Here is a 24400-nt window from a genome sequence, read left to right on the forward strand (position 1 = left end):
TTGCGCTCAAGCCGGTCCTGGCGGGTTCATTTCCCGCACTTCGACCAGCACGAACCTTCGCCCATTCTCCCCATACCCCACCTTCGGCACCCCCGCCAGGCGCCGGTACAGCACCTGCGTCAGGGAGTGACCAGGCGCTAGGCTGGCATCACCAAAATCCCCATCGAGGTCCAGCGGATGGACGATCACTTCCAGCGAACCGTGGTTCGGTGGTGCGGCGTGGTACAGATCGGCCGGGGTACAGACGTAGTTGGCGGTTGCGCCGCAGAGTCGGCGCAGGCGGTGGTTGAGCAAGGTTTTGAAGATGCGCTTGTAGACACTCAGGTTTGCCCCCAGGTTGCGTGCCAGGCGCACGGGGACACCGTGTCGAGCGGCGAAGCGTGCCACCAGCTCTCCGACAGGCCAGATGTTGTGCACGTGCTGATGCGAGTCCAGGTGGCTGGGGCGCAGGCCCCGGTCCAGGCAATGTTGCCACTGCGCCTGGAGTTCTTCTCGCACCGCAGCCAGATCGCTCGCGCCCAGGCGCAGGCAATATCGCGACAGTTTGAGGTCGAATTCGCCGGCCGCATTGCAGAATATCGGACGTGACTTGATCGCCTGACTCAACGGTGGCCCATAGCTGAGATTGAAATGCAGGCCGATGCGCCCTTCAAGCAAAGGGTGCCTGGAGAGTTCACACGCCTGGTCGAATCCCGGCATGTTGGCCATCGCCGTGGCAGAGCTGATGATGCCTGCTTCAAAGGCTCGCAGGATCAGTTCGTTTTCGCTGGTGCTGAGGCCGAAATCGTCAGCGTTGATGATCGTTTGGCGAGGCATGTGTGTTGTCCTGGCGCTTGGAAGAGGGTGACGCTGTCGTTGCGGTCGGTTTGCCCCGGCGCTTGCCAAGCCAGGGCTTCAGGCTTTTCCATAGCCGCAGGGCGAACCCCATGAGCAGGCCGCCGGGTTGCCAGGAATAGAAACTCCAACGCCAGTGTTCCAGTTGTCCGGTCATGCGTTCGTGCAGTTGATGGCTGGAGTTTTCCAGGCTGACCCGTGACGCATCGATCCAGCGCCAGTTTTCGTCCAGCCCCCAGCGAATCCACTCTTCGAGCAAGACGCGGCCGCTACCCAGGTCGGCATGTTGCGGCAGGAACGCCAGGTTGTAGTCGTACAGCCGCCCTTGGTCCAACAGGCCGAGGCGATAGCTGATGCACTCGCCGTTCAGCTCCAGCATCACCACCCGCACCAGGCCCTGGGCAGCCAGGGCGGTGAAGGCGAGGTTCATCCATTGTCGGCGCCCGGGATCGGCAAAGATGCCGACGCCTTCCTCGCCTTTCCAACTGGCGGCTTCGACATCGGCCAGGGTCCGCAACAGCTGCCCCATGCTGATGGCGTCCGGCGTAATCCGTCGGATCTGGGCACCGCACGCGGCGATTCGCTTGCGCGCCCGGCGCAACTTGTAGCGTGGGTCGCCGGAGATTTCCTGATGGTCGCTGTCGCTGATCAAGTGCACTGGAACCCGGCAACTGAGCCGCCGTTCCCCGGTGGAACTCATCGCCATCCACGCACTGAGGACGCTTTGCTCGCCGACCGGCTCGACCACTTCGTTCAATTGCAGCAAGGCATGAGGCAACTGCTGGCGGATCTGTGTCAGTGCCTGGCGCATGCCTTCGGCGTCCAGGCGCACCAGCAAAGCGATGCGGTCGGCCAAGGGGTAACCCAAGTGATGCAAGACGCGGAAGCGCAGGCCGCCGATACGCTCCCGTCCGGATACCAACGGCAGGCACAGCAGCAAGTCCTGGTCCTGCCAGCCCAGCAGCACGTGCAGTTGCTGGTCCGGCACCAGTGCAAATTCTGCCGCTTGCAGCCAGGCCAAGGTGTTGAACGGCGTTGCGTCGGGCACCTGGGTTCGCAGCTGTTCAAAAGCCGTCGCAGGAAAGTCCGCCGCGCTCAAGGAGCGACACCATTGGAACCGGATCGCCATGAGCGTCAGGCCGTCGCGGTCGATGCAACCGGCTGGGCCGGTTTACGGAAGGGGTCGAGTACCGAACCGGTGTAGAACGTGTCACGGAAAAACCGGAAGCGTCCAAACAGGCGATACACGTGGGTGATCTGGCCACGCTCTTGAAACTCCATGCGGATGTGCATCTTGATCGCCGGGGTGTTTTCCAAGTCGCAGACATCGACCATCTTGTCGCAGCCCTTGTCAGCCATGACCTTCCAGACATCCGTCTGGACGTCCGCCGTCACCTGCGACCCCCAATAGGCGCGGATCGTCTCGCCGCCGAACTGAAAGTACTCGCCTGGCTTGATCGGGAACAGGCAGCCATAGAAGTGGCGGTCGAAGTAGTCTCGCGTACTGGCCCAGGCGAAAGCGACACAGTCGCCTTTGTCATCCAGGTACATGAACCCTGTGTAGCCTTCGGCTGCCAGCTCGCGCATGGTTTCGACGCGATCACCGAAATGCCTGGAGAAAGCATCGGCGTTCTCGACGGTAATGAACTCCCGACGGACCGGTGGATAAGGCCTGAGGTTATGCGGCTTCAACGGAATCCTTACATCGTGCTCAAGCCACACCAGGCGCGAATGAACGAACACGAAGCGGCGGATCAGCAGTTTGATCACGGAGCGCAGGCCTTTTTTCTGAATGCGATCACGCAGTTTTTGCAGAGCTTTCATGGAGCCTCCTGAGGGATGGCGGGTTGGGGTAGAAGAGGGGCTTTCCAGTTCAGGGCGAACACGGTTTCCCCTGGCAGGAGGAAACCGACCTGGCCGACCTTGCAGTCGAACGGGGCGCTGCGGCTGATGTTGTCCGGGCCGAAATACACAAGGGTGGCGCCGGACTGCGGACAGGGCATGCCATCGAGGCTGACCTGGTGGGCCCGGACGCTTTTGTTCACGCCCAACAGGCTGCGCTCCAGGCCGTTGGCCATGGCCAGTGCATCGACTTCAAACCCATCGTTGTCCAGGCGTAGCACCTGGCCGAGCCAATGCTGTTGGATGAATTGCTGGGCCAACCCCACCGGCTTGAGCTCGAAGCGTTGGTTGTCCAGGATCCGCACCATGCCCTTGGGGTATTCCGGTTCGTCGGCGGCCATGAACCAGTTGAGCATGTCCAGCCAGCCGTCCGCCGAGGCATTGATGACCACCGAGGTCCACCATAGGGCGGCGTAGTGGGTTTCTTGATCGTAAGGGCTCAGGCTCGAGCCGCTGGACATATTGGTCTGGTCCAGCAGCAAGGCTTTGTGTGGCCGGCCCTGGCTGTCCAAACCCACCAGGGCGGCCGCCTGACGAACGCTGTTGCGATAGACCCTGGTCGCCAGCAGGTCGCGAACCATCCATTCATGCCAGGCCAGGGCATCGACCTGGTCGCCCGATGTTTCCAGCAGCCGCCGTGCCCAGTCGATGCCACGTTTGTCAGCTGCGTTCTCCGCCAGCGGGCCATTGGTGAACCGTGAGCTGGCCGGTATGGCGATGCGAACACCGGCGCGGGCGTTGGCATGATCGGCGCGGACCTGGGCGGACAGGCTTTGGAATACGTGTTGGAAACTGTCGAAGTCGGGGTAGTTGAGGTTCGGCTCATCGGCAAAACTGAGGTAATGGATGCCCTTGCCGCCCAGGGCGCGGGTCGAATCGAGCCAGGCTTGCAAGCCACTGTTGCTGGTCCGGTCGGCCTGCAAGTCGGCTCGGCGCTGACTGCCAGCGAGCAACGTGATGTCCTGGGTGATGCCAAAACGATCCTGGTACAGACGCCGAAAAGCGTCCTCATGATCAGCTTTGGCCGCCGTCACATCGACGAAGCTGTAATAACTGGCCGCCTGGGGTTTGAGCGCATCGAGCACGGCGTAGCTGGAGGGCGGCGGTAGCACATAGGGCAGGTACATTCCCAGTCTTGGGGTCGTGCCGAGTAGATCGGGGTGCAGCGTCAGGCGGGTTCGCCCCGGATCCTGGCGCAGCGGTTGCAGTTGCGCCGGGTCCTGGGCAAAAAGGTTAGCGGTGCCGTCCAGCCAGAACGCCGCCTTGCCGTTGCCTTGCAGGTGCAGGCGCCAGACCTCGTCGGTGTTCGCCACCGGCAGGGCCACCTTGTCGAACTGCCAATAGGCCCGATAAGGCTTGAGGTTCAACTGCAACTGCTTGCCATCGGCCTCGCGCCGGGCTTGCAGCGCACGGACGCCGCCATGGAATTTGCCCGCCAGCACGGCCTGTTCGCCGGCGGCCACTTTGAAATAAAGCTCGTCGCCATCGTGGGTTTCCGAGCTGAAATGCACTTTGGCCGGGGCGAACAGCGCACGGGTGCGAGCATCGTGTTCGACGGTATAGCGTCGGAAACTGTAGCCGGGAATTTCCAACCGATAGCTGGCGGTCCCGGGCAATAAAGGCCATTGCTGCTCGCCACGCACTTGGGCCGCCTCGACCAGGCGTTCACCCACCAACCGTCCCTGGCCGTTGAGCAGGTACAGGTGTTCGGTATTGGCCTCGGCCTGCCAGGCGGGAACCCAGCGGACGGTCACTTGGTCCGGGCGGTCGGCTTGCAGGTATAAGCTCCCGTCGCGGATCCCGGTCCACTGCATGGATGCGCCATGGGCCGGGACGGCCAAGAACACAAGACCCAGCCCCGCCGCCACAGCGGCTCTGTGATACCTACCAATGTCGCCGCTCGCGATGGCGGTAGGGTGGACGGCGGTGTTCAAGCTGATTTCCCCGACAGCATCTGGCGCATCGGCAGCAAATCGCTGGGCAGGATGATCAAGGTCTGCCACAGCGCCACGCCGCTGAGGCGGCAGTACACGGCCAGCAGCGCCACGGTCACGCCCAGGTACGCGATCGAGGATGCGGCGGCAGCGCCAACGATGCCGTAGCGCGGTATCAGGATCAGGTTCAGCGCCAGGTTCAGCAGCGCGCCGCCGCCCATCAGCAATGACACCGTGCCAGGGCGGTTCTTGCCCAGCAGATCCAGGCGCAGGATGCTCGCGTAGCACAGGCCGAACAGCCCCGGCAGCAACGCCAACAGCGCCGGGTAGGCCGGTTGATAGGCGATGCCGAACAGGATGATGATCAGCCATTCGCCAATCAGCGCCATGCCCAGGCAGGCGCCGAGCATCACCGTCGCGGTCAGACGCAGGGCCAGCGGGGTCAGGCGTTGCATGTCGGAGTCTTGTTGCAGCAGGCGTTTCATCAACGGCGTGGTGACCGCTTCCGGCACGATCAGCAGCAGTTCCGCCGCGGCGCTGGCCATGGCGTAGTGACCCAGCGCCGTGCTGCCCAGCAGCGCGCCGATGAACAGGAAATCCGAGCGCAACATCACTTGCTGGAACAGCAGGTCCGGATGACTGCGGGCGCCGTAGCGCAGCAATTCGTTCTGGCCGCTGCGGTCCCAGCGCAGGGTGACCACATGATCGCGGCGCAACCACATCCAACCGGCCAGCACCACCAGGCTCAGGCCCGCCAGCCAACTGATCAGCGCTGCCTCCAGCGCCGAGTCTTGCCACATCCAGAACAACGCTACGAACAGCAGCAACGGCGCCAGGGACTCCATCAGCCGCAGCGCGTTGAACGCGCCGACCCCGCCGCAAGCATTGTGCAGCGTCAACAGGCCGCTCTTGAACACCGTTAGCGGTACGGCCAGCAACAGCAACCAGGCCAGCAATCCCAGCTGCGTGGTGATGTCCAGCTCAGTGCCGAACTCACGCAACAGCGCCACCACCAACAGCGTCAGCAACCCTGCCAGCAGGCAGCCGAAAACCAGCACCTGGCTGAGCAACAGCCCCATCGAGCGCTGCTGCGCTGCCTGGTAACCGACGGCGGAATTGAGGCCGCCGCTGGTGGCGGCGCTGATCAGGTCGGGCAGGGTGCTGAGCAGCGCAAACAGCCCGCGTTCGCTGGGGCCAAGGATCCGTGCCAGCAACACGTTGCGCAGCAACCGCAGGCCGATCATCGCCAGGCGCGTGCCCATGCTCAGCGCCAGGTGCTTGAGATAATGTGCGCGGCTCATGGACGGGCTCCTCGGCGAATGCGCCAGGCCAGCAACTCCGGGTGCCGGGCATTGCGCTGGCTGACGCCGAAACGCGGCAGGTTCAAGGGATCACCGTCGTGGCGATACAGCCCGGCCTCGGTGCCCAGGGCGAACGGAAAACCGTGGGCCGCCACCTGCTCGCGCACGCGTAAGTCGTTGTCTCCGTTGGGGTAGCAGTACACCGGCAATGGCTGGGCGCAGCCGTTTTCCAGAGCGGTCCAACTGCGGGTCAGCTCTTCGTGCAGGCGCTGGTCGTCGAGCCCGGTCAGGATCGCGTGGCTGGCGCCATGGGCGCCGAAGCGCACCAGCCCGGAATCCTCGAGCATGCGCACCTGGGGCCAATCCAGCGCCTGGGGTTGCGAGCCGTGTGGGCAGGCTTCGGTGAGGTCGCCCAGGGTGCGTGGGTCGAGCGTCTTGAGGCTTTGCAGGTAATGCAGCAGCGCCAGGCTGCGGCGGTCGTCATCGACGTCGTCAAGCAGCACCGGCAGCGGCCTGCCGGCGGCCTGCAAGTGCTCGATCAACGTATGCCGCGCCACTTGTCCATGACTGCCCCACAGGGTTTCGCCGATGCTTTCCCACCAGAAGTGCTGACGACTGCCGATGAAATCGGTGGAGACGAAAATACTCGCCGGCACCTGGTACTGGCGCAGCAGGGGAAAAGCGTTCATGGCGTTGTCACGCCAGCCGTCGTCGAAGGTCAGGGCCACCCGAGGGCGGTTCGGAACGCTCTCCGGGTCGGCCAGCAACAAAGTCATCAAGGGCACGCATTCAAAATGCCGTTGCAGCCAGATCAACAGGTGTTCGAAGGCTTCGGGCCCCACGCACAGCTCATTGCGATGGGGCAGTTCGGCGGCGCGGTCGTTGTTCAACACCCGGTGCAACATCAGGATGACGCCCGCACCGCGCAATGGATGGCGGCCCATCGACGTGTTCAGGTACAGCCAGCCACCAGTGCGCTTGAAAACGTGTTTGATCGACATCGGCCGTTCTCCTTAGCGGTTCTGCTCGGGGTTCCATTGGCTGTAGCGCTGGCCTCGCAGGAACTGCCAGAGCCCGATGCTCATGCCCGCCAGCGTCACCAGCACGAACGCGGCCAGGCGAAATGGCCGGGGCAAGCGGTGGCCTGCGTCGAGCAAGCCGATCAGCGCCATGGCATAACCGAGCAGTTGCGCCACCAGCGTCAGGCGATAAAACGGGTGGTCGTCCCACAGCCAGGCGTTGCTCAGCAACAACGGCAACAGCAGCACCGGCGCCAGGCGGCGGATCAATTTGTGGCTGATCAGGCCAATGGCATAGAGCCCATGGCGCAGCGGGTTGAGCAGTTCCCGGCGCTGGGCCAGGCTCTGCAAGCCGCCGACAGTGACGCGCTGGCGACGACGAAACTGTTTGTTGGCCTCGTCGACGCCTTGGTCGGTCACCCGCGCGTCGGGTGCATAAACGATGGATTTGCCGGCCGCCGGTGCGCAGGTACTGAGGAAAAAATCATCGTTGACCTGCGCCGGTATCGGCTGGAACAGGTCCCGACGCAGGGCCAGCAGGGCACCGTCGGCCGAGACCATGCAGCCGGTGCGGCTTTCCACCCGGCGCAGCCAGCCTTCGTAATGTCGATACAGACTGTCGCCCAGGCTCAGGCCCTTGCCCGGTACGGGAATGATCATATGGCCGGCGCAGGCGCCGACTTCAGGATCGCCCAGCGGGGCCAGCAGATGGCGGAGGGTGTCGTGGGCCCATTGGTTGTCGGCGTCGGTGAACACCAGGATGTCGCCGTAGCTATGGGCCACACCGGTATTGAGGGCGGCCGCCTTGCCCTGGCGTGGCAGGTCGAGCACGGTGATGCGCGAGTCGACGATTCTGCGCGCGCAGGCCACGGTGTCGTCGGTGGAGCCGTCGCTGGCGAGGATGATTCGCAGCGAGCGCGACGGATAATCCTGGGCCAGCAACGTGCGCAGTTTCGCTTCGATGTGCCGCGCCTCGTTGTGCGCGGCGATGACGATGCTGACGTCCATCGGCAGGGGATTGCCGTAGCGTCGTAGCGGGAACAGCGGTGCCAGCAAGCTCAACAGCACGGGATAGCCGAGGTAGGCGTACACCGGCAGCAACAGGCAGGACCAATAAAGGAATTCAGCCACGGGCAGGTCTCCTGACGTTCCATTGACAAAGATTGAGCAGCAACGCGGCGCCGGTCAGGTGCAGGCGCACCCCATGCAGGGCCCACAGCTGCAAGGTCAAGCGCGGGTCGCGTTGGCTCTGGCGCAGGCTGAGCAGCAAGGCCGGCAACGTGCAGACCAACAACAGCGTCAGCCCCAGTCGCGCCTGGCCCTGGAGCAGGGCGGCCAGCGCCAGCAAGTCCAGGCACCACGCACCCATGGACAAGGCGGGAAAACGCAGCAAGCGCAGGCTCGGTCCATGGCTGCGCAGCAATTGCCAATGGCTGCCCTGGCGCCACAGTTCCTTGCTCATCCACTCGCGCCAGCTGCCTTCGTAACCCCAGTGCAGGGCCAGGCTTTCGCTCACCAGCAGCAATTGCGCGCCGGCTTTGCGCAGGCGCAGGGAGAAATCCTTGTCTTCACCGGTGCGCAGGCTTTCGTCGAAGCCGCCGACCTGTTCGAACCAGGTGCGGCGCATCAACAGATTGGCGCTGGGCAGCCACTGGACCCGATGCAAGGGACGCGATCCCGGACGCTGGCTGCGGCGTTGCCACGCTTGTGCGAACCACGGCGCTTGCCGGGGCGTGTCGAGATCAAGGCCCAGTACATCGCCTTGGCGGCCTTCCATTTCCACCAACAGCTTCAGCCAGTCGGCGGGCATCTCGATGTCGGCGTCGATGAACGCCAGCCACTCACCGCTGGCGACCGCCGCGCCGCGGTTGCGCAGGGCGCCGATGTGCACGCCGGGCACGATCAGCACCCGCGCGCCCAGTTCGTTGGCGATGCGCGGGCCATGGTCATCCGAGCCGTTGTCCACCACGATCAACTCGCACTCCAATTGCGCCTGGCGAGCGGCTGCCTGCGCGGCCAACAGCGTGCGGCCGATGTGCCGGGCTTCGTTGAACATCGGGATGACGATACTGACGCGGCTCATGAACGGGCCTCCCGTGGCGCTGCCAGTTCGGCGTCGTAACGCAACACGCTGGTCAAGGCGAGCATGATCCACAGCAACTTATGGTTCGGGGCGCTGAGGAACATCAGGAACAAGGCCAGCGACAGGAAACTCATTCCCAGGTGCGTCAGCAGGTCCGCCTGGGCCCAGTCCCGGCGCTGGAGCCAGAGCTGGCGCGCGCGCACCAGGTTGTAGAGACCCAGGCCGATCATGCCGACAAACATCAACCCGCCCGGCACGCCAATCTCGCTGAAGATTTCCAGGTAGGTGTTATGGGCCCGGCGGTACAGGTCGCCCATTTTGCGGTTGGCCGAAAAGGCCTTGGCGTAGCCGGTGGGGGCGTAGTGCAGGGGAAACGTCCCCGGACCTGAGCCGAGCACCGGGTTCTCGCGGATCATCTCGCTGCCCACCAGGATGTACGAGGCGCGGCGGCCCAGGGATTCGTCCCTGTGGGCGCTGGCGCCGGCGCTGAGGATGCTCAGCGACTGGATGCGCGCCACGTACCCGGCGGGCATCACCGCGATGGCGAGGGGAATCAGCAATGCCAGCCCGAGCATGGCGAAGCCCAGGTGCCGTGGACGAATCCGCGGCAACTGCGCGCGATAGTGGTACAGGCCGATCATCAGGCTGAGCAGCAACACCACCAGCCCCGAACGCGATTCGGTCTTGGTCATGCCGCCCAGCAACAGGATGAAACCGCCGCCCCAGAACAATCGCTGCAACAGGTTGGGGCTGCGCAACACCAGCAACAAGGCCAGGGGAACGGTGAAAGCAATCAACAGTGCGAAGGTGTTCGGGTCCTCCAGCAGGCCGGACGCGCGACCCTGTTCCTGATACCTGGCCGAAAACATCGCAAGCACGCAGGTGGTGGCGACGCTGACGGTCATCAGGCGGGCGAACAGGTCCAGGTCCAGCTCGCGGCCGATCAACAAAGTGATCACGAACAGGATCAGCCCTACCGTCAGCTCCCGTAGATGGGTCTGGGACAGGTCCATGTTTTCCGACAGCATCAGGCTCAGGCCATACAGCACCATGAAGCCGACCAGGGGCTTCCAGATATTGCTGCGCAAACGCGTCGCTGGAATCTGATGCAGGGCCAGTTGCAAGCCCAGGATCAGGATCAGCGCCAGCCCCAGGAACTTGCTGCCGGACAGTCCGTTTTCCTTGAACAGCCCTTCGAACGGCACCAGCGCGGCAATGCCCAGCAGGCCCCAGCCGGGCTTGCGGTACAGCATGGCGACGCCCACCAGGCCGAGGACCGCGCCTGGCGCCAGGAACGGATAAGGGCTGGCCAGCAGTGCCAGGCAAACCAACCCCAGCAAACTGATGATCGAGAGCGGGACGATCATGGCCGGGCCTCCCGTGCGGTGCGGATATAGAGTTGCGACCAGCGCTCGGCCAGCGTGCGCAGGTCGTAGCGGTCGCGTTGGGTGCGCCGTGCGTTGTCGGCAAGGATCCGCGCCAGGGGCGGTTCGCTGAACAGCGTTTCGATCTGGCGAGCCAGTTCTTCGCTGTCGGCCGGCGTGGCGAGCAGGCCGTTGTGGCGGTCCTGCAGGATGTCGGGAATGCCGCCGACACCAAACGCGACCACCGGCACCCCGGCTTGCATGGCTTCGAGCAGGATCATCGGCGTGCCTTCGGTGCGTGAACTGATCACCAGCGCGTCGAGGCGGCTCCACCAATCATTCATGTCGGTTTGATAACCGGGCAACTCGATGCGCGTCGGCAACCCGGCGTCGGCGATGCGCTTGAGCAGCGGCTGGCGTTCCGGGCCGTCGCCGAGCATCACCGCGTGCAGCGACTCATGGCGCTGGCACAGCGGGATCATCGCGTCGAGAAACAGGTCCGGGCCTTTCTCGCTGCTCAAGCGACCCACGTACCCGACCCGCCAGCGCTGCCTGTCGTCGCGATGCGGCAGCGGTGTGGTGACAGCCGGTAAGCCGTTGGGAATCACGTCGAGCTTGTCCGCGTTGACGCTGGCCTGGCGGTGCAGGGCCGCGATGCTTTCGGCCACGCAGACCACTCGCTTGACCGGCGCGGTACGGCACAGTTGCAGGCTCAGCCACGTATAGAACCGTTGTTTGGGACTGCGCGGCGTGAAGCCGTGCTGGGTAATCACCAAGGGCAGGCGCAGCAGCGTGGCCGCGGCCCAGCCGAACAACAGGCCCTTGAAATTGTGCGTATTGAGCAGCGGCCGTTCAGGGCGCCGTTGCCGCAGATGCTGCAACAGTTCGCCCCAACTGGCGCAGTGTTGGCAATCCACCCCAGCCTGGCGGAAACGCGTGATCAAGGTCGGCGGCGCCGCCAGGAACAGCACCTGATGCTGCCCCGGTGTCGCCAGGCAATGATCGAGCAGCATCCGCTCGGCCCCATAGAAGCCACCGCTGTCGAGCAGATGAATGATCGACAGGGGGCTGCTGCGGTGGGACGGGCCGAACGGCGCGTTCAATTTTTCACCCAATGGACAAGGCTTGGCAGGCTCCAGTTGCGGTGCGGGTTGACCTGCTCGGGCGACTGCTCGTTGATCACCAGCAGGACCGGCAGATCCAGTTGCTGGCTGATTTGCGCTGGGTGCTTGAAGCGATGGTCGAAGAACTCACGCACATAGACCAGGGCGATCGCCAACAGCAGGCCGCTGAACAAGCCGAACGCGATGATCAGCACCGGCTTGGGAAAGGCCGCGGCGGTGGGTTCGAATGGCGGGCTCAAGACCCGGGCGTTGGACAGGTCATTGTCCAGCGAACGCGCGGAACTGGCTTCGGCAAACCGCTGGGCATAGGTGGAGAACGCCGCATGAAGTGCGTTGATCTCGGTGTCCATCTGCCGCAGTTTGCTCTGGGCTTCCTGCAATTGGTGGATGCGTTCCTTGAAGGTGGCGATGCGCTGGACCTTCTGGTTGATCACCGAGCTGACCACCGCCAGGTCGGTGGTGCGTTCCTGGATGCGGTTGTTCACCACTTTGAGGAATTGTTGGCGCGTGCGCATGATCTGTTCGCGGGCCAGGAGCATCGGTTCGCTGCTGGGCTGGAAAATCGCCAGGTCGTTCATGTAGCGGCTGACCTGGCTGGTCAGTTGCTCACCCAGTTGCCTGATCTCCCGGTCCTCGAAGGCGATGTTGTCCACGGTGGTGGTGAAGGTGAAGGGGAAGGTGTAGTCGTTGAACCGCGAGCTGTTCGCGGCCGCCAGGCTGGTCTTGAGGTAGTCGAGCCAGCGTTGGCTTTGCAGCAGGCGATCCTGGTACAGGTTCAGGGCCTGTTCCTCGGTGTTGATGGCATTCAGGCGAAAGGTGATTTCTTCCTTGGGATCGGAAGAACCGACGCCTTCGAGCAGGCCGAGCCGAGTCCCTTCCAGGCCATCGAGGCGTGTCTGGTATTGGACTTTTTTCTGCTCGTAGAAGGTCTGGGGCAATTCGATCGATTGCAGTTCCTGGCGTCCGGTGAGGTAGTTCTCCAGCAGCTGCGCCACGAACCGGGTGCCCTGGGCGGGATCGCCGAAGCTGTAGACGATGGAGATGACGTTGGAGCCGGGCAGGGTCTCGATCTTCAGGTTTTCGATCGCCTCGTCGGTCAGCGTATCGAGCACGGTGTCGCGGACCGGATCAACCTCCAGCCCCAGGCCGTCGCGCAGCGGATTGATGACGTATTCACGCAGTGGCTGGGTGATGTAGCGCTTGAGCGGATCGCTCACCCACTTGTTGAGGATGCCCGGGCTCGGGGTGTATTCACCCTGGTCGCGCAGGGTCTTGATGGTCTCGCGAATCAACGCCGGCGAACGCAGGATGTTGCTCTCGGTTTCCATGTCCGCGAGGGACGGCGGAATGAACGTCGCGTTTTCCTGGTTCAGCGACGTGGTGGCGTCGCCTTGGGAGAGTTTTTTCGACTGGACGATCACTTGGGCGGTGATATCGAAGCTCTGCTTGAGCATCAACGGCAGCACCAGGGCGATCACGGCGAAAATCAGGAAGACGCGCTTCACCCACTGCTTGTTGGCGAAGAAAATCCTGAAAAACTCGTGCAGATAATTTTCCTTGGGGTTCATGATCGTCACCTGATTTCAGTTGTCGCTGCCTTTGTTGTCGACGCGGTAGCCGAAGCCGAACCCGACGCCCTGGAACAGCACCACATCGGCCAGTTGCCTGGCCGTTTCGCCGGCTTTGGCCAGTCCGGTCTTGGGCACGTACAACATGTCCTCCGGCTGCAGGTAGGCGATCTGCGAGGCGTCGCCGCTCAAGGCCTTTTCCACGTCGTAGTGACGGGCTTCGACCTGGTTGCCGTTGCGGCGCATGATCACCACCGAGTCGAGCCGGGCCTTGACGTTCGTGCCACGGGCCAGGGTCAGGGCTTCGAGAACCGAGATCGGCCGACGGATCGCATAGGCGCCAGGCTGGGCCACTTCACCCAGGACATAGATCTCGTTGCCGGCGGTGGACTTGAGCAGCACATCCACGGTCATGTGGCCGGGCAGTTGGGCGTAGCGCTCGTTGAGGAAGGTCTCCAATTGGGTGACGGTCATGCCTTGCAACGGCACCGAGCCGATTTCCGGAAAGCTGGCGTAGCCATCCCGGCCCACAATGATTTCCCGACTCATGCCCGTGGCCGGGTGGGTCAGGGTGTTGCGCAGGTTCGCCTCGCCGGAGAGCGGGCTGGTCACCAGGACGGTCAATTGGTTGCGATTGGGTTGGAACAGCATCTTCTGGTCATAGGCACGCTGCACCGCCAGGCGCGCCTCGTCGGTAGTCAACCCGGCGACTTTCACCGAAGTATTGGCGCCCGGCAGTTCGATGGTGCCGTCGGGCATGACTTGTTGCGTGCCGTTGAGTTGGCTGGCAGCGGTGAAGTTAAGGGCAACCTGGTCACCCGCCTGCACGCGATAAGCCTGGGAGGTCGTCGTGCCGATGTGGAAAATCACATCCAGTACGTCCTGGGGCCGCAAGGTCTGTTCGACCTTCGGCATGTCGGTGGCCTGGGCATTGGCCGGCGCAGCCGTGAGGATCTGCACTGGCATGGTCATGCTTTCGTTGTGGCTGGAGCAACCGGCAAGCGGCAGCAACAGCAGGACAAGCATTCTGGCGTTCATCTCGTCTTCCTTTTGCGCGCTTACAGGTTGTTGTAGAGCCATTTGGGCATGTAGTACTTGCGACGATTGAACACGCTGCCGACGACTTTCGCGCCGGCCTGGGCCAGCCGTTGTCGGGTGGCCTGGGCCACTTCCCAGCGTGTGTCTTCGCCGCGTACCACCAGCACCACGCCATCAACCTGAGTGCTGATCACCAGAGTGTCGGTGGCCGAATACACCGCGTCGGCGTCGATCACCACGAAGCGGTACTGCGCGGCCAGTTGCCTGAACAGCGGGCGCAGTCGCTCGGGGCTCAGGCGTTCGGCGTTGTGGCCGAGCCGACCATGGGGCAGCACATCGAAGGGCAGGCTCGACACCTGCACCACGCAGTCCTGCAACAGCGGTGGCGAGAGGCTGTTGAACAGCAAGTCGCTGAAGCCGCGCTCTTTTTGCAGCGAGAGCTGCTGGCTGAGGTTGCGTGGCGACTGGCTGGCGTCCACCAGCAATACGCGGCCACTGCTCATCTGCGCCAGTTGGGCGGCCAGCGCCATGGCGCTGGTGCTCGTTCCGGTGCCGGTGTTGGCCGCTGTCATGAGAAGGATCCGCAGATCCGGGTCGAGCACGGTCGAGGTCAGGTTGGTCTCGCTCGGGCTGGCTATGGTCAGGATATTCGTCGAACCGTCCATTTAACTCGCTCCGTGGCCGCTGAAAACTTTGAAGGGGGTGATCATCAGGATCTTCAAATCCAACAGCAGGCTCTGCTCGGCGATGTAGCTGAGGTCCAGTTCCACGCGCTGGTCGAAGTCGATATTGCTGCGCCCGGAGATCTGCCACAGGCCAGTCAGGCCGGGATAGATGCTCAGGCGCACAAGATGGTTGTCCTTGTAGCGATAGGCGTTGAACGAGGTCGGCCGCGGGCCCACCAGGCGCATGTCGCCGGTCACTACGTTGATCAGGTTCGGCAGTTCATCGAGGCTGCTGCGTCGCAGGAACCGGCCGATGGGGGTGATCCGCGGGTCGTTGTCGATCTTGAAGTCGATGGCGTCGGCGCCGTGCTTGTTGAGGTGGCGCAGCGACTCTTTCAGGGCCTCGGCATCGGCGACCATGGTGCGAAACTTGTACATGCCGAACACGCGGCCGCGGTAACCGGTGCGTTTTTGCACGAACAGTACCGGCCCAGGGCTGGAAAACTTGATCAGCAATGCCAGGCCCAGCAGGAGCGGGGCGAGCAGCACCAGGATCGCCAGTGCGCCGAGGCCGGCCACCACCCGGTTGGTCCGCGAGACCGTCCAGGGCCGACCGCCATCCCGACCGGTCAGCCAGCCACGCCCTTGGCGGTGAATGGCGGCGTCGAGGCGTCGGCGGTGCTCGGGGTCGACACGTTTGTCGCGCCCGAAGGCGCTGATCTCAATGTCTTGTTCATGTCGGGTCATAGACTCCTCCGCTGAGATTCGGCCGCAAGCGGCGCGTGGACGATGGGGTGCGCGTAGTAATCGAGGAACCAGTCGACGAAGCGACCCAGGCCGTCGTCCAGTTCGATGCGGGGCTGGAAACCGGTGGCCTGGGCCAGGTCGCTGGCATCGGCGCAGGTGTTGAGCACGTCCCCCGGTTGCAGGGGCAGCAGCTCGATCCGGGCGGTGCGGCCCAGGTGTTTTTCCAAGAGCGCCACGTAGGTACGCAAGGCCACTGGGTGCTGGCCGCCGATGTTGTAGATGCGCCACGGTGCCAGGCTGCTGGCCGGGTCCGGTTGCTGGCGATCCCACTGTGGTGTCGGCTGGGGAGGGCGTTCGATCAGCCGGGCGATGCTCTCGACGATGTCATCGATGTAGGTGAAGTCGCGCGCGTGCTCGCCGTGGTTGAACAGCTGCAGGACCTGGCCCTGCGCAATGGCGCTGGCGAACTGGATCGGCGACATGTCCGGCCGACCCCAGGGGCCGTACACGGTAAAGAAGCGCAGGCCGCTGCATGGGATGCCGAATAGATGGCTGTAGCTGTGGGCCATCGATTCGTTGGCCTTCTTGGTCGCCGCGTACAACGACAACGGATGATCGACGCCGTCCCGCACTGAATAGGGCGTGCGCTGGTTGGCGCCGTACACCGAGCTGGAAGAGGCGTAGATCAGGTGCTTGACCGGGTGACGGCGGCAGCTTTCGAGGATGTTCAGGAACCCGGCCAGGTTGCTGTCGACGTAGGCGCGGGGGTTCTCCAGCGAATAGCGCACACCGGCCTGGGCGGCGAGGTGAATCACCACGTCCAGGCGATGGGTCTGGAACAGTTCGTCGATCGCCGACGCGTCGGTGAGGTCGATACGCGCCAAGGGAAATTCGCCGACCTGGTCCCGCACCCACGCCACGCGGTCGTGCTTGAGCTGCGGGTCGTAGTAATCGTTGAAGTTATCCAGCCCGCAGACGTCGTGGCCGTCGCGCATCAAGCGCAACACGCAATGGGCTCCGATGAAACCGGCCGCGCCGGTCACCAGGATGTTCACGCTTGTGGCCCCGGTGCGCTGGGCACGGTGTGCCGCAAGCCGATGCCGCGGTACAGCAGTCCGGCGGCGGCCAGGTGCTCGGGGTTATACAGATTGCGGCCGTCGATGATGACCCTCGCGCGCAGCTTGCTCGCCAGCAGGTCGAAATCCACCACGCGAAAGTTCTTCCACTCGGTGCAGATCACCAGGGCATCGGCGTCCTCCAGCGTGTCGTCGCGGGTGGCGCACAGGTTCAGGTCTTTGCGATAACCGTAGAGACGCCGGCATTCGGACATGGCTTCCGGGTCATAGGCCTGGACGCGCGCGCCTTCGCGCCAGAGCGCTTCCATCAGGTAGCGGCTCGGGGCTTCGCGCATGTCATCGGTGTTGGGCTTGAAGGCCAGGCCCCAGATGGCAATCGATTTGCCGGCCAACCCGTCCGGGAACTGCTGCACCAGTTTTTCGAAAAGAATGTGCCGTTGGCTGTCGTTCACATCGGTGACGCTGCGCAACAAGCGCAGCGGCATGCCGCTTTGTTCGGCGGTGTGCAGCAGGGCCCGCAGGTCCTTGGGGAAGCATGAGCCGCCGAAGCCGCAGCCTGGGTAGATGAAGTGATAGCCGATGCGCGGGTCCGAGCCGATGCCCTTGCGTACCGCTTCGATGTCGGCGCCCAGGCGTTCGGTGAGGTTGGCCAGTTCGTTCATGAAACTGATGCGAGTGGCGAGCATGGCATTGGCGGCGTACTTGGTCAGCTCCGCGCTGCGGTTGTCCATGAACATCAGTTTTTCGTGGTTGCGGCAGAACGGCGCGTAGAGCTCGCTCATCTGATCCCGCGCCACCTGATCGCTGGTGCCGATGATGATCCGGTCCGGGCGCAGGCAATCGGCGAGGGCGCTGCCTTCCTTGAGAAACTCGGGATTGGACACCACCCGCACGTTCAGCTGTTTCAGGCCCCGACGAGCCAGCGCCTGGCGGGCGCATTCGGCGACTTTGTCGGCCGTCCCCACCGGCACGGTCGACTTGATGATCAGGGTGCGGTCACTGTCCATGAAGTCGGCGATCTGCCGGGTCACCGCCAGTACATGGCTCAGGTCCGCCGAACCGTCTTCGTCGGCGGGCGTGCCGACGGCGATGAAGATCAACTCGCCATGGTTGACCGCATCGCTGGCCTGGCAACTGAACGACAACCGTCCGGCCTTGAGGTTGTCTTCGAGCAATCCGGACAACCCCGGCTCGCTGATGGGCGGTACGGCTTGTTGCAGCTGACGGATCTTGTTCGGGTCGATGTCGACGCATAAAACCCGGTGACCCACGTCGGCCAATGCAGCCGCCTGGATCAACCCTACATACCCCGTACCAAATACGCTCACGTCCATTTTAGGCGCGCCTCGTAAACCGGTTGATGTAACTCGGATGAAACTGTTTAGAGGGGTATAGCGCAGCTTCACAGAAGCGTGTCAGCAAAATGACAGTTGTCAGTGTTGGCAAAACTCGACCCGTTGGGGCTTTTTGATATCAAGTTATTGACAGACTTGGAAATGTGCCGTTTTTAAAGGGTGAAATCGGTGTTTAAGTAAGCGATGAACGGTATATATCCATAGATTTTTATATTTTTAACTCGTCAAAGGTGTCACTTTTGGGCTAACTTTTTTTTGACGCTATGACCGTTCGTCCTCTTTCTTGCGCTTTGCAAACTCGCTGCTAGTGTGCAGAAACGAACCCCCTCACCACATCGCGACACCGCCGGGAACACATGAGCCGATACCTCAAGGAAGTGCTGTTGTTGCTGTACCTGTTCAGGGGGCATGACCATTTCCTGGAGCGTCTTGCGGCGCTGGGTTTGAGCTTTGCGACGGTGTTGTTCGGCGCAATGTTCGTTGCGCTGCTGCTTGCGTTGTGGATGAGCGCCTACATTCGCCAGGCGCTGGTGCGGCATCTGTTCGCGTTGGCGATGTTTGCCTCGGCGGTTTTCTTCGAGGTGTATACCCGGGTGACCGACAGCTACCTGACCTACAGCCAGTTCGTATCGCTGGTGTATTCGGGTGGTTTTATCCAGGAGGCGGCGTATCAGTATCGCGAAGTGATTTTCAGCGCGATGGCGGGGGGGCTGTTGCTATTGCTGGGAATCGGCCTGAAGCCGCGGCGGCGTTTGCCATTGCCCGGTTATGTACCGGTCGCCGCGCCGTTGCTCGGGGTATTGCTGCTCAGTGGCGTGCTGTTCGCGAGGGCGGGTGAGGGCGCACGTGGTTTACCGATCATGTACACGCCGCTGGCCTACCTGAACCTGTTTGCCTACGAGGCGCTGCACAACACCGTCGGCGCCCGTGAACCGGTCAGTCTAGAGCGGCAATCGTCTGTGATCGGGCACGATATCGTGTTGATCATCGACGAAAGCATCGGTGGCAATTACCTTGATATCAATACTCCGTCCGGCGTGACCAGTGGTCTCAAGACACCGCCGCCCGGTGTGGAAATCTTCAACTACGGCTACGCCGCGTCCATCGCCAATTGCAGTGCCGACACCAACGTCACCCTGCGTTATGGCGGTACGCGGGCTGACTACATGCGCATCAACAGCACGCAGCCTTCGATCTGGCAGTACGCCCATGGCGCCGGCATGCACACGGTCTATATCGATGCCCAGCGCACCGGCGGCAACTTGCAGAACCTGATGACCGAGCTGGAAAAACAGGACATCGACCAGTTCATTCAATTCGACCAGGTCCGCGTGCTGGACCGCGACATGGCAGCCGCGGCGCAGTTGGCCAAGCTGTTGAACAATGACCGGGCAGAGCTGGTAGTAGTGAATAAAGTGGGCGCGCATTTCCCGGTCCACGACAAATATCCCGATGCCTTCATGACCTACCGTCCGGCCTTGCCGCGGGGGCAATTCCAGGACGTAGCCGACACCGGCAAGCGCGACGGCTTCAATGGCCGGCAGGATGATTGGCAGCTGTATCGCAATGCCTACCAGAACACGCTGCTGTGGAATGTCGGCGAGTTTTTCCAGCGCGTGTTCCAGCAAGGCAACGTTCAGAATGCCGTGCTGATCTACACCTCCGACCATGGCCAGGATCTGCATGAGCGTGGCAATCCCGGGCTCAATACGCACTGCGGCGGGGACCCGGTGGAAGAGGAAGGGCTGGTGCCGCTGATGGTCATCCAGGGCAGCCAGTTGCGCACCCTGGATTGGCCCGGCGCCTGGGCGCAGAACAAGGACCGCTCCAGTCACTACAACATCTTCCCGACGCTGCTGGCGTTGATGGGCTACGACCCGGCGGCGGTCGTGGCGCGGTATGGAAAACCCCTGAGCCAGCCCACCGAAGATGACTTCACCTTCAATTACCGCTTCAATGCACGGCTGGGGGCCAAACCAGCCTGGAAGCACATCGACCTGGGCAGCATCGTTACGCCGGGGGCCGCAAAGGCGCAGGTGGCGGCGGGGCAGTGAAGAGCGGCTCGACGACGACGGACCCATACCGGGAACCGGACATTTTCTGGAACTCTCACAGCCGCTCAACCTCCGCTATTCTGTCGCTTTCGCCGATCTGCCGAGTGCCCCCATGCTTGAAGTCCGTAACGTCTTCAAAAGCTACGCCACGCCCCAAGGCCCGCTGCCGGTCCTGCAAGGCGTCGACCTGACGTTGTCCCCCGGCAGCAGCCTGGCGTTGATGGGGGAATCGGGTAGCGGCAAGAGCACCTTGCTGCACTTGGTCGCCGGTCTGGACAAAGTCGATCGCGGCAGTATTCGCAGCGGCGGGTATCGACTCGACGGCATGAACGAACACCAACTGGCGAACTGGCGGCGCACGGAAATCGGCCTGGTGTTCCAGCAGTTCAACCTGATCAGCAGCTTGCCGGTGGAAGACAACCTGGCGTTCCAGGCGCGCCTCTGTGGCCGGTTCGATGTTGGCTGGCAAGCGCATCTGGTGCAGCGGCTCGGGCTTTCGGACCTGCTGCGGCGTTATCCCGAGCAGTTGTCCGGTGGGCAGCAACAACGAGTCGCCTTGGGCAGGGCCTTGGCTTCGCGCCCGCCGTTGCTGTTGGCCGATGAACCCACCGGCAGTCTCGACGAAGCCACCAGCGACGAGGTACTGCAATTGCTGTTGGAATTGCTCGACGGCAGCCCGACCAGCCTGTTGATGGTCACGCACAGTCAGCGGGTGGCGGCGCGCCTGGCGCATCGGGTGGTGTTGCAAGGCGGGCGCCTGGCAGAGGCGGTCCAGGGATGATGATCTTTCGCCAGACGCTCAAGGCGCTGCTCAGCCATTGGCGTCGGCACCCGGTGCAGTTTTTCAGCGTATTGACCGGGCTTTGGCTTGCCACCAGTCTGCTGACCGGTGTGCAGGCGTTGAACAGCCAGGCCCGTGACAGCTACGCCCGCGCCAGCCAACTGATCGGCGGCGAACCCCAGGCCAGTCTGAGTGCCCCCGGCGGTGGCACATTCGCGCAGCAATGGTTCATCGACCTGCGTCGCCAGGGTTGGCCCGTGTCGCCCGTATTGCAGGCACGAGTGACGCTGCAGGGGTACGAAGACCAACGCCTGCAATTGATGGGCATCGACCCGGTGTCGCTGCCGCCGGGTTCGGCGGTGGCGGGGCAGGCGCGAGAGATCGGCGAGGTGGTGGAATTCTTCACAGGCATCGGACGCACCTGGATTGCCCCGCAAACATTGCAGACCCTGGGACTGAAGGAAGGTGACAGGCCCCGCACTGCCGATGGCCAGCCCTTGCCGCCCTTGCACGTGCAGCCGGACATGGCCCCCGGCGTGCTGCTGATGGACATCGGTTTTGCTCAGGCGCTGCTCGGGTTGCCGGATCAGCTTTCGCGCTTGGTGTTACCCGACACCTACACCGCTGCCTTGCCCGAGGCCTTCAACGGCTTGTTGCAATTCAAGCGCGCGGGGGATGAAAACAACCTGTCACGCCTGACCGAAAGCTTCCATTTGAATCTCGACGCCCTGGGGTTTTTATCCTTTGTGGTGGGCCTGTTCATCGTCCACGCCGCCATTGGTCTTGCCCTGGAACAACGTCGCGGTCTGCTGCGAACCCTGCGGGCCTGCGGTGTCAGTGCGCGGGTGCTGATTACCAGTCTGGCGCTTGAGCTGGGCGCATTGGCGTTAGTGGGCGCGATGGCCGGGGTGCTCAGCGGGTATTGGTTGGCCAGCCTGTTATTACCCGACGTCGCGGCGAGCCTTCGAGGTTTGTACGGCGCCGAAGTGCCGGGGCAATTGAACCTCAGCCCTTGGTGGTGGCTGGGCGCAATTGGCCTGGGCTTGCTCGGTGCGCTGTTGGCCGGGGCCCAGAGCCTGTTGCGCGCCGCTCGCCTGCCGCTGCTGGCGCTGGCCAATCCCCAGGCCTGGCACCAGGCCCACGCGCGATGGTTGCGGCGCCAGGGTGGGGTGGCGCTGTTGGCCGCGCTGGTCGCCGCGTCGGCGTTGGTCTGGGGCGACAGCCTGGCGAGCGGTTTTGTCCTGATGACCGCACTGTTACTGGGCGCGGCCTTGGCTTTGCCGGTGTTGCTCAACGGCGTATTGAATTTACTGTTGCGCCGCAGCCGTTCGGTGCTCGGCCAGTGGTTCCTCGCCGATTGCCGCCAACAACTGCCGACGCTGAGCCTGGCGCTGATGGCCTTGCTCCTGGCGTTGGCGGCGAATATTGGCGCCGGCAGCATGACGGCGGGGTTTCGCCAGACGTTCAATGACTGGCTCGAACAGCGACTGACCGCCGAGCTGTACATCAATCCGCAAACCCCGGCCCAGGCGGCCGAACTGCATGACTGGCTCAACCAGCAACCCACCGTCACCGCCGTGTTGCCCAACTGGCAAGTGTCGATCCCGTTGCAAGGTTGGCCGACCGATATCTATGGCATCGTCGATCATCCGTCCTATCGCCAGCATTGGCCTTTGCTGGAGGCCGCAGGGGACCAAGCGTGGGAACAACTGGCCGGTGCAGACACGCTGATGCTCAGCGAACAACTGGCCCGGCGCCTGAAGGTGCGGATCGGCGATCGCGTGACCCTGCCGACCCCGCAAGGTCCCTGGACGCCGCGCATCGTCGGGATTTATGCCGACTACGGCAACCCCAAGGGTCATGTGCTGATCAATGCCGGACACCTGCGGGCGCATTGGCCGCAGTTGACACCGAATCGCTTCAACCTGCGCATCGAGCCAGCGGCGATTCCTCGATTGCTGACGGCGTTGCAGGCGCGCTTCGACCTGGATGACAACCGGATCGTCGACCAGGCGCGGCTCAAGGGTTGGTCGACCCAGGTGTTCGAGCGCACCTTTGCCGCCACGGCGGCGCTTAACAGCTTGACCCTGGCGGTCGCCGGCGTCGCGTTGTTCATCAGTCTGCTGACCCAGAGCCAGAGTCGCCTCAGCCAGTTGGCGCCACTGTGGGCGTTGGGCATCACCCGGCGACAGCTGATGCTACTCAACCTCGGCCAGACCTGGCTGCTGGCGTTGTTGACGCTGTTGCTGGCCTTGCCGCTGGGCATCGCCCTGGCCTGGTGCCTGGACACGATCATCAATGTGCAGGCCTTTGGCTGGCGTTTGCCCTTGCGGATTTTTCCGATGCAATTGGCGCAGTTGCTGGGCCTGGCGATGTTCGCCACGCTGCTGGCATCGGCCTGGCCGCTGTACGCGTTGTACCGTACGCAACCGGCGGATTTGCTGAGGACTTTTGCCCATGAAGATTAGCGTCGGCGTGATGCTGCTGGCGCTGCTCGGCGGTTGTGACAACGCATCGCCACCGGACAAGGGCTTTGCCGGCCTGGGCACCGAGGCCGTCGCGTTCACGCCGGTGGTGCCCGGGCGCGTGTTCAGCTTTCCAGCCGATCACGGTGCCCATGAGGGCTTTCGCATCGAGTGGTGGTACGTCACTGCCAATCTCAAGGATGCCGAGGGTCGGGAGTTCGGCGTGCAATGGACGCTGTTCCGCAGCGCCCTGGATGCCGCGCCCCAGGCCAGCGGTTGGCGCAACCAGACGATCTGGCTCGGCCATGCCGCCGTCACGTCAGCCACCGTCCATCACGCCGCCGAGCGCTATGCCCGGGGCGGAGTGGGGCAGGCCGGCGTGCGCACCACGCCCTTCGACGCCTGGATCGACGATTGGCGATTCGGCACTCAAGCCGTTGGCACGGACCCGCTCGCGGACATGCAGTTGAAGGCGAGCGGGTCGCACTTCAGCTACGACTTGCGGCTGACTTCGACCCGGCCGTTGGTGCTGCAAGGGGATCAGGGCTTCAGCCAGAAATCCGAACAAGGCCAGGCCTCGTATTACTACAGCCAACCGTTTTTCCAGGCGGGTGGTGAGTTGGAAATCGATGGCCGGCGCTATCAAGTCAGCGGCCCGGCCTGGCTCGACCGAGAATGGAGCAGCCAGCCCCTGACGGAAAACCAGACGGGTTGGGATTGGTTTTCCTTGCACTTGGACAACGGCGAACACGTCATGCTTTATCGCATGCGCCACAAGGACGGCGAGCCTTACCTCACGGGCACCTGGATCGATGCTCAGGGCCAGGCGAGGACACTGGACGCCAACGCAATCAGCCTCACGCCGCTGGACACCGCGGAGGTCGCCGGACGGTCGATGCCGGTGCGCTGGTCCATCAAGATTCCCGCCAAGCAACTCGATGTCACCACGCGGGCTCTCAACCCCAGTGCCTGGATGAACCTGCGCATCCCGTATTGGGAAGGGCCCGTGCAATTGAGTGGCAGCCATGGTGGCAACGGCTATCTGGAAATGACCGGGTATTGATTCGTCGGAACTCCCCGCGTGCGTCGC

General features: G+C 63.2%; 20 protein-coding genes. 4 read left to right on the top strand and 16 right to left on the bottom strand.

The features are described from left to right. Positions 1 to 6 precede the first annotated feature (6 nt). From J3P79_RS09520 to J3P79_RS09595, 16 genes are all read right to left on the bottom strand, one after another. Positions 7 to 816, bottom strand: a complete 810-nt coding sequence (locus tag J3P79_RS09520) for a ChbG/HpnK family deacetylase (protein ID WP_434609940.1) — start codon at positions 814 to 816, stop codon at positions 7 to 9. Continuing rightward, the gene (locus J3P79_RS09525; RefSeq protein ID WP_434609942.1) at positions 788 to 1963 is read right to left on the bottom strand and encodes a GNAT family N-acetyltransferase; all 1176 of its coding nucleotides are present in this window, start codon (positions 1961 to 1963) and stop codon (positions 788 to 790) included. The genes J3P79_RS09520 and J3P79_RS09525 overlap by 29 nt, the downstream gene beginning before the upstream one ends. Before the next feature lie 5 nt (positions 1964 to 1968). Beyond that, positions 1969 to 2658 (bottom strand): N-acetyltransferase, encoded by a 690-nt coding sequence (locus J3P79_RS09530; RefSeq protein ID WP_434609944.1) that lies wholly within the window; start codon positions 2656 to 2658, stop codon positions 1969 to 1971. Further along, complete coding sequence (locus J3P79_RS09535; RefSeq protein WP_434611417.1) at positions 2655 to 4550, bottom strand: hypothetical protein; 1896 nt, start codon at positions 4548 to 4550, stop codon at positions 2655 to 2657. Before J3P79_RS09535 ends, J3P79_RS09530 begins: the two co-directional genes overlap by 4 nt. A gap of 116 nt (positions 4551 to 4666) precedes the next feature. Then, positions 4667 to 5971 (bottom strand): lipopolysaccharide biosynthesis protein, encoded by a 1305-nt coding sequence (locus J3P79_RS09540; protein ID WP_434609947.1) that lies wholly within the window; start codon positions 5969 to 5971, stop codon positions 4667 to 4669. After that, positions 5968 to 6972 (bottom strand): polysaccharide deacetylase family protein, encoded by a 1005-nt coding sequence (locus J3P79_RS09545; RefSeq protein WP_434609950.1) that lies wholly within the window; start codon positions 6970 to 6972, stop codon positions 5968 to 5970. Before J3P79_RS09545 ends, J3P79_RS09540 begins: the two co-directional genes overlap by 4 nt. Before the next feature lie 12 nt (positions 6973 to 6984). After that, positions 6985 to 8121, bottom strand: a complete 1137-nt coding sequence (locus J3P79_RS09550) for a glycosyltransferase family 2 protein (protein WP_434609952.1) — start codon at positions 8119 to 8121, stop codon at positions 6985 to 6987. Beyond that, a complete protein-coding gene (locus J3P79_RS09555; protein WP_434609954.1) occupies positions 8114 to 9073 on the bottom strand; it encodes a glycosyltransferase in 960 nt (319 codons plus the stop codon). Before J3P79_RS09555 ends, J3P79_RS09550 begins: the two co-directional genes overlap by 8 nt. After that, entirely contained in the window at positions 9070 to 10440 is a 1371-nt protein-coding gene (locus tag J3P79_RS09560; RefSeq protein WP_434609956.1) for an O-antigen ligase family protein, read from the bottom strand. The genes J3P79_RS09555 and J3P79_RS09560 overlap by 4 nt, the downstream gene beginning before the upstream one ends. Further along, positions 10437 to 11540: a glycosyltransferase family 4 protein gene (locus tag J3P79_RS09565; protein ID WP_434609958.1), complete on the bottom strand. Its 1104-nt coding sequence runs from the start codon at positions 11538 to 11540 to the stop codon at positions 10437 to 10439. The genes J3P79_RS09560 and J3P79_RS09565 overlap by 4 nt, the downstream gene beginning before the upstream one ends. Then, positions 11537 to 13129: a GumC family protein gene (locus J3P79_RS09570; protein ID WP_434609960.1), complete on the bottom strand. Its 1593-nt coding sequence runs from the start codon at positions 13127 to 13129 to the stop codon at positions 11537 to 11539. Before J3P79_RS09570 ends, J3P79_RS09565 begins: the two co-directional genes overlap by 4 nt. Positions 13130 to 13144: 15 nt before the next feature. Then, the gene (locus tag J3P79_RS09575) at positions 13145 to 14167 is read right to left on the bottom strand and encodes a polysaccharide biosynthesis/export family protein (RefSeq protein WP_434609962.1); all 1023 of its coding nucleotides are present in this window, start codon (positions 14165 to 14167) and stop codon (positions 13145 to 13147) included. A 20-nt stretch (positions 14168 to 14187) separates the two neighbouring features. Continuing rightward, positions 14188 to 14832: a CpsD/CapB family tyrosine-protein kinase gene (locus J3P79_RS09580; RefSeq protein WP_434609965.1), complete on the bottom strand. Its 645-nt coding sequence runs from the start codon at positions 14830 to 14832 to the stop codon at positions 14188 to 14190. Further along, positions 14833 to 15579: a sugar transferase gene (locus J3P79_RS09585; protein ID WP_039592787.1), complete on the bottom strand. Its 747-nt coding sequence runs from the start codon at positions 15577 to 15579 to the stop codon at positions 14833 to 14835. It lies immediately after the preceding gene. Continuing rightward, positions 15576 to 16634: an NAD-dependent epimerase gene (locus tag J3P79_RS09590; protein WP_434609967.1), complete on the bottom strand. Its 1059-nt coding sequence runs from the start codon at positions 16632 to 16634 to the stop codon at positions 15576 to 15578. Before J3P79_RS09590 ends, J3P79_RS09585 begins: the two co-directional genes overlap by 4 nt. Further along, positions 16631 to 17989 carry a UDP-glucose dehydrogenase family protein gene (locus J3P79_RS09595; protein WP_434609969.1) on the bottom strand — a complete coding sequence of 453 codons (1359 nt, stop codon included), beginning with the start codon at positions 17987 to 17989 and terminating at the stop codon, positions 16631 to 16633. Before J3P79_RS09595 ends, J3P79_RS09590 begins: the two co-directional genes overlap by 4 nt. Positions 17990 to 18366: 377 nt before the next feature. On the opposite strand from J3P79_RS09595, the gene J3P79_RS09600 reads away from it, so the two are divergent. The 4 genes from J3P79_RS09600 (at position 18367) to J3P79_RS09615 (ending at position 24373) form a co-directional block, all read left to right on the top strand. After that, positions 18367 to 20064 (top strand): sulfatase-like hydrolase/transferase, encoded by a 1698-nt coding sequence (locus tag J3P79_RS09600; protein ID WP_434609970.1) that lies wholly within the window; start codon positions 18367 to 18369, stop codon positions 20062 to 20064. A 112-nt stretch (positions 20065 to 20176) separates the two neighbouring features. After that, on the top strand, positions 20177 to 20845 hold the full coding sequence (locus J3P79_RS09605; RefSeq protein ID WP_434609973.1) for an ABC transporter ATP-binding protein: 669 nt from the start codon (positions 20177 to 20179) through the stop codon (positions 20843 to 20845). Next, on the top strand, positions 20842 to 23313 hold the full coding sequence (locus J3P79_RS09610; RefSeq protein ID WP_434609974.1) for an FtsX-like permease family protein: 2472 nt from the start codon (positions 20842 to 20844) through the stop codon (positions 23311 to 23313). Before J3P79_RS09605 ends, J3P79_RS09610 begins: the two co-directional genes overlap by 4 nt. After that, positions 23303 to 24373 (top strand): lipocalin-like domain-containing protein, encoded by a 1071-nt coding sequence (locus J3P79_RS09615; protein WP_434609976.1) that lies wholly within the window; start codon positions 23303 to 23305, stop codon positions 24371 to 24373. Before J3P79_RS09610 ends, J3P79_RS09615 begins: the two co-directional genes overlap by 11 nt. Positions 24374 to 24400 lie beyond the last annotated feature (27 nt).

Origin of the sequence: Pseudomonas sp. R1-7 (assembly GCF_051132105.1) — a bacterium.
In the GTDB taxonomy this organism is placed as follows: domain Bacteria; phylum Pseudomonadota; class Gammaproteobacteria; order Pseudomonadales; family Pseudomonadaceae; genus Aquipseudomonas.